Source organism: Streptomyces sp. NPDC005070 (assembly GCF_053600395.1).
Genome location: NZ_JBSFZS010000294.1, coordinates 1 through 3979, shown reverse-complemented (window position 1 = coordinate 3979; position 3979 = coordinate 1). Strand labels below are relative to the sequence as shown.

The window sequence follows — 3979 nt, the reverse complement described above, 5'->3', positions numbered from 1 at the left end:
CGAACTCGGTCTCGATCCAGCGGGTGTGGACCGTGAACGGGTCCTCCGAGCCGGTCAGTTCGGGGGCGAACGCCGGGTCCTCGACCACCGCGCGGTGGAAGGGGATCGCCGTCGCCATGCCCTCGACCTGGAACTCGGCCAGCGCGCGGGCGGCCCGCTGCAGCGCCAGTCACCCGATCGTGCGGCAGACCCCGCTGGCTCGCCGGCGAAGTGGTCAGCAACACCCTCGGCATCAAAGTCGTCGGAGGTCCCTTCAACGGCCAAACCAAGATCGTGCAGCTCAGCCCCGACGGAACACCTCCCACACCGCTCCGCGCCTCCGGCAGGCGCGCAGGGCGTGACCACCACATCTACGAGGCAGTCCGCGCCGCCGACGCCCCCGCGGGCTGGATCTGCTCACACACCAGCATCGACCCAACACCCACCACCTGAAACAACGCCCCATCGCCTGACCAAAGAGATAGGGGCACCCCCCCCGCACGCCGGGCACTGAAAGGGTTGTGGGGAAAGTCAGTGACATCCCTCACGTGCCCGGTCCTCATCAACGGGCCGCGATAGTACGTGGGGTGTGGCAGATATAGGCGGATCTGGCATATGGAATCAGGCATACACGGCATCTCGGCCGGGGTCACCGGCCCGGGTCACCGGCCTCGAGCTGCCGGACCGCCTCTGCCGCCCTTCTGACGAAGTGTGAGGCGCCGTCGGCGTCCGGCGAGGCGGCCCGGCACAATCCCGGGCCGGATTCAAGGGTGCCCTCGCCTACTAGGCGAGGTAGTGGAAGCCCCCGTTGTCGTGCCCTCCCGCAGCTTTTAACAATGACGGCCCTGCAAGGCGTCCCCACAGGTCAAGCGCAGTGTCTGTGCGAAACCGAGCCCGCCGGAGGCGCAAGGAGAGTCGACCGAACGAGGTCCGCATGAGGAACCACCGGAAGCACGGCAGGAAGACGCGCCGCCGGCCCATAGTCGTCGCCGTCCTGGCGATGGGCGCAGTGGCGGTGCCGTCGGCCGCCATGGCGTGCATGGGCGACGAAGGAGCCGAGGCCATCACCGCCACGTCCAGCGGTCCCTGGACGGACGGGAAGAAGGCGTCCTGGGACGGACACCGGACGGACGGGAGGAAGGCTTCCTGGGACGGGCACCGGAGGCGGGACGTCCGGACCGCGAAGCACACGGCGACGGCTTCGCCCTCGGCCTCGGAGACGACCTCTCCCAGGACTGTGGCGCCCGCCCCGGAGAAGCCCAAGGCGCCCGTCTCGAAGGCGACCACCCCGCCCGCCCCGACGAGGACCGCCGCCGCGCCGAAACCGACCGCCGTGCCCCCCTCGACGACCGCCGCACCGAAACCGCCCACCATCACGGCTCCCGCCGCAGGCACGGCGACCCCCGCGTCCGCCGCCGTCGCCCGCGTGGTCGCCCTGGTCAACAGCGAGCGCGCCAAGGTCGGTTGCTCCCCGCTCGCCCTGAACGCGAGGCTCTCGCAGGCCGCCCAGGCCCACAGCGCGGACATGGCGAGCCACAACACCATGTCGCACACCGGGTCCGACGGGTCCGACCCTGGACAGCGGATCACGCGCGCGGGCTACCTCTGGAGCACCTACGGCGAGAACGTCGCGTACGGGTACTCCACGCCCGAGCAGGTCATGGCGGGCTGGATGGCCAGCGCCGGCCACAAGCGCAACATCCTGGACTGCGGCTTCAAGGAGATCGGTGTGGGGGTGGCGCAGCCCGGCAACTACTGGACGCAGGACTTCGGCACGGCCCGCTGACGCTCACCGGGCCCACGCCCGTTCTGGCCCGCCGACCATCACGCCGGCCGCGGCCGCTCCGCTCGCTCCGAAGCGGCCACGCCCGGCGTGGGTGCCGTTCTCTCCAGGGCGCAGGTACTGCGCGAGTCCGGGGTCGCCAAAGAAGAATTGACGTGAGGGCCCTGGTGGTGGCCACCGAAAAACCCGGCTGGTTGTGGTCTGCGGCAACAGCGGCTCAAGGAAGTCGTCCGTCGCGGCCGGCCTGCGTGAGCAGTTCGGCCGCGGCCTGGCCCGACGTCGTCCGCGTCACCCGGGGCAGCGCGAAGCAGTTCTTGCCGTGGTCGGTGACTTCGACTGCTCCGGCGAGGACATCGAACGGGACTGGGTGGCCCGTACGGGATGCCGGAGCCGGGCCGAGCGGGTGCTGCTGACCTACCATCAGGCGGTCGCCTACGAGCTGCCCGCAACCGAGGGCAAGCACGGCGACCCGGGGTGGCCGGCCTTCGCCCGCCGCTACGGCTTCGACCCTCGTCACCCGGTCCAGTGGGAAGCCGAAGCGCTGGAGCCGGCCGAGCTCCAGCGCCTGGTCCTCACCGCCGTCGGCGTACCTTCTCCGGGCTGCTGTCAGCTCAGATCGTCGGGGTGTCGTCGATGGTTTCCTGGTGCGGTTCGACGATGAACTTCCAGCCCGCGCTGGGCTCTATGAACCGCACTCGGGTGGGGTAGATGTCCAAGGCGCGGCGGTCGCGGTTCTGGCTGCTCGTGGTCTTTCGCCCGCGGGCCGGCTCTTCGAACAGGTCGACCTTGACGTCCGGCACCGCCACGACTTCCTCGTTCCAGCGCTGAACGATTCCCGCGCCGAACGCTTCTCTTGCTGCGGTGTAGAGCGACTCCAGAGATTCCTTGTTCCCGTTGGGCACGAAGAGAGCGAGGTTCAGGAGGACGCCGGCACTCTGGAGAACCTCGATTTCTTCCCCAGCCTCGTCGGCAACCCAGATCCCACGCTCTTCAACGTTGCTCGGAAGAACATGAATTTCCTTACCGAAAATTGTCCTTGCGATGAAGGATCCTCCATCGAAATACTTTCCCGGCTTCGTGAGAAAGGCCGGAGCGTAGCAGTCGAGAGAAAGATCGTCCAGCTCTGCCGAGACGAAGATTTCCTCCTGGGGGCCCAATTCTGAGACTTCCTCGGCTGTAAGACGTCGAGCCGTAACCTTTTCGGTGTTCACGCTATTTCTCCTTCTTCGTATGGCCATGGACGGTCCGAAGATCCGCTGCTCGCGGCTTGGCCACGGCTCCACCAGTAGGCCTGGGGTGGGGTCGAGGCGAGTGGTGCCGACAGCTGAGCGCGTTGCTTGAGATCGCCGCCCCGGACAAGATCCCAGACGCGGGACCCGGGCGGCAAGTTTTCATGGGGAAAGGCCAAGGTGACAGCATCGCGTCCGGACGCAGTGGGCTTCCCGACCCGCCCCTCCGTTCAGGCCCCGACCGCGTAGACCTGTTGAGCTGTATCGGTTTGTCGGTATTGATTTTTCGACGTGGATGCGTCAGCACGTGGAGTTTTGACAACGGCCGGTTGGTTTGCATGAGCAGTCCCAGCGCCGATATCAGGTGATTGTCCCGCCTGGAGTGAAGGAGTAAGAGACAGGCGGGATGGGTGATACGGCCGCGGCCGGGGAAAAGGGCGCGCTCATCCAGCTTGTGGGCCATGGCCCGGTTGAACGACTTCTTGATCGAAGCGCGGCGGCCCTTGAGTGAACCGGGGAAGCCATCCGGGTGGTACTTCAGCTGGAAGGTCCGCAGACCGACCTCAGTGGTGACCTGCACGTCGATGCCATCGTCGCCGCCGCGCCCGTTGACCACGATCACCGGCCCGGCGTCATCGAACATTCGGTGCAGCAGCGCCTCGACAAGCCGGTCGCGATCTCGGTGAGAGGCGCCCGGCTGACTTACTGATCGTTTCAGATTGAGGTGCGGAGTCGTCGCAAGCAGATGATGCTGCAGGCGAGTTGGAGCAGTGCGAGGTGGAGGTCGGCGCGTATCTCGTAGCGGATCCGGAGTCGTTTGAACTGATGGAGCCAGGCGATGGTTTGCTCGACGACCCAACGGGTCTTGCCCGGTCCGGAACCATGAGGGGTGCCTTTGGTGGCGATCTTCGGTGTGATGCCGCAGGCCCGGAGGAGACGGCGGTATTTGTCGTAGTCGTAGCCGCGGTCGGCGAACAGTCGACGTGGC

The 3979-nt window shown here is 67.0% G+C and carries 5 protein-coding genes and 2 pseudogenes; 4 read left to right on the top strand and 3 right to left on the bottom strand.

The features are described 5' to 3' along the window. Positions 1-166, bottom strand: a pseudogene (locus ACWEBX_RS37930) (biotin/lipoyl-containing protein); the annotation flags it as partial. Between the two features lie 44 nt (positions 167-210). On the opposite strand from ACWEBX_RS37930, the gene ACWEBX_RS37925 reads away from it, so the two are divergent. The 3 genes and pseudogenes from ACWEBX_RS37925 to ACWEBX_RS37915 form a co-directional block, all read left to right on the top strand. Next, a complete protein-coding gene (locus ACWEBX_RS37925) occupies positions 211-432 on the top strand; it encodes a hypothetical protein (RefSeq protein ID WP_451889281.1) in 222 nt (73 codons plus the stop codon). A 481-nt stretch (positions 433-913) separates the two neighbouring features. Beyond that, positions 914-1765, top strand: a complete 852-nt coding sequence (locus ACWEBX_RS37920; protein ID WP_451889280.1) for a CAP domain-containing protein — start codon at positions 914-916, stop codon at positions 1763-1765. 187 nt (positions 1766-1952) lie between these two features. Continuing rightward, a pseudogene (locus tag ACWEBX_RS37915) lies at positions 1953-2036 on the top strand (kinase); the annotation flags it as partial. Positions 2037-2373: 337 nt separating this feature from the next. Here the strand turns inward: ACWEBX_RS37915 and ACWEBX_RS37910 are convergent. Further along, a complete protein-coding gene (locus ACWEBX_RS37910; RefSeq protein WP_451889279.1) occupies positions 2374-2973 on the bottom strand; it encodes a hypothetical protein in 600 nt (199 codons plus the stop codon). 547 nt (positions 2974-3520) lie between these two features. On the opposite strand from ACWEBX_RS37910, the gene ACWEBX_RS37905 reads away from it, so the two are divergent. Continuing rightward, entirely contained in the window at positions 3521-3700 is a 180-nt protein-coding gene (locus tag ACWEBX_RS37905; protein WP_451889278.1) for a hypothetical protein, read from the top strand. Positions 3701-3705: 5 nt separating this feature from the next. On the opposite strand, the gene ACWEBX_RS37900 is transcribed toward ACWEBX_RS37905, so the two are convergent. After that, positions 3706-3979 (bottom strand): transposase (locus tag ACWEBX_RS37900; protein WP_451889277.1); only part of this gene is annotated, 274 nt, incomplete at its 5' end.

Coding starts and splice junctions, on each gene's coding strand:
- ACWEBX_RS37920 (WP_451889280.1), top strand. CDS start 914: ATGAGGAACCACCGGAAGCACGGCAGGAAGACGCGCCGCCGGCCCATA.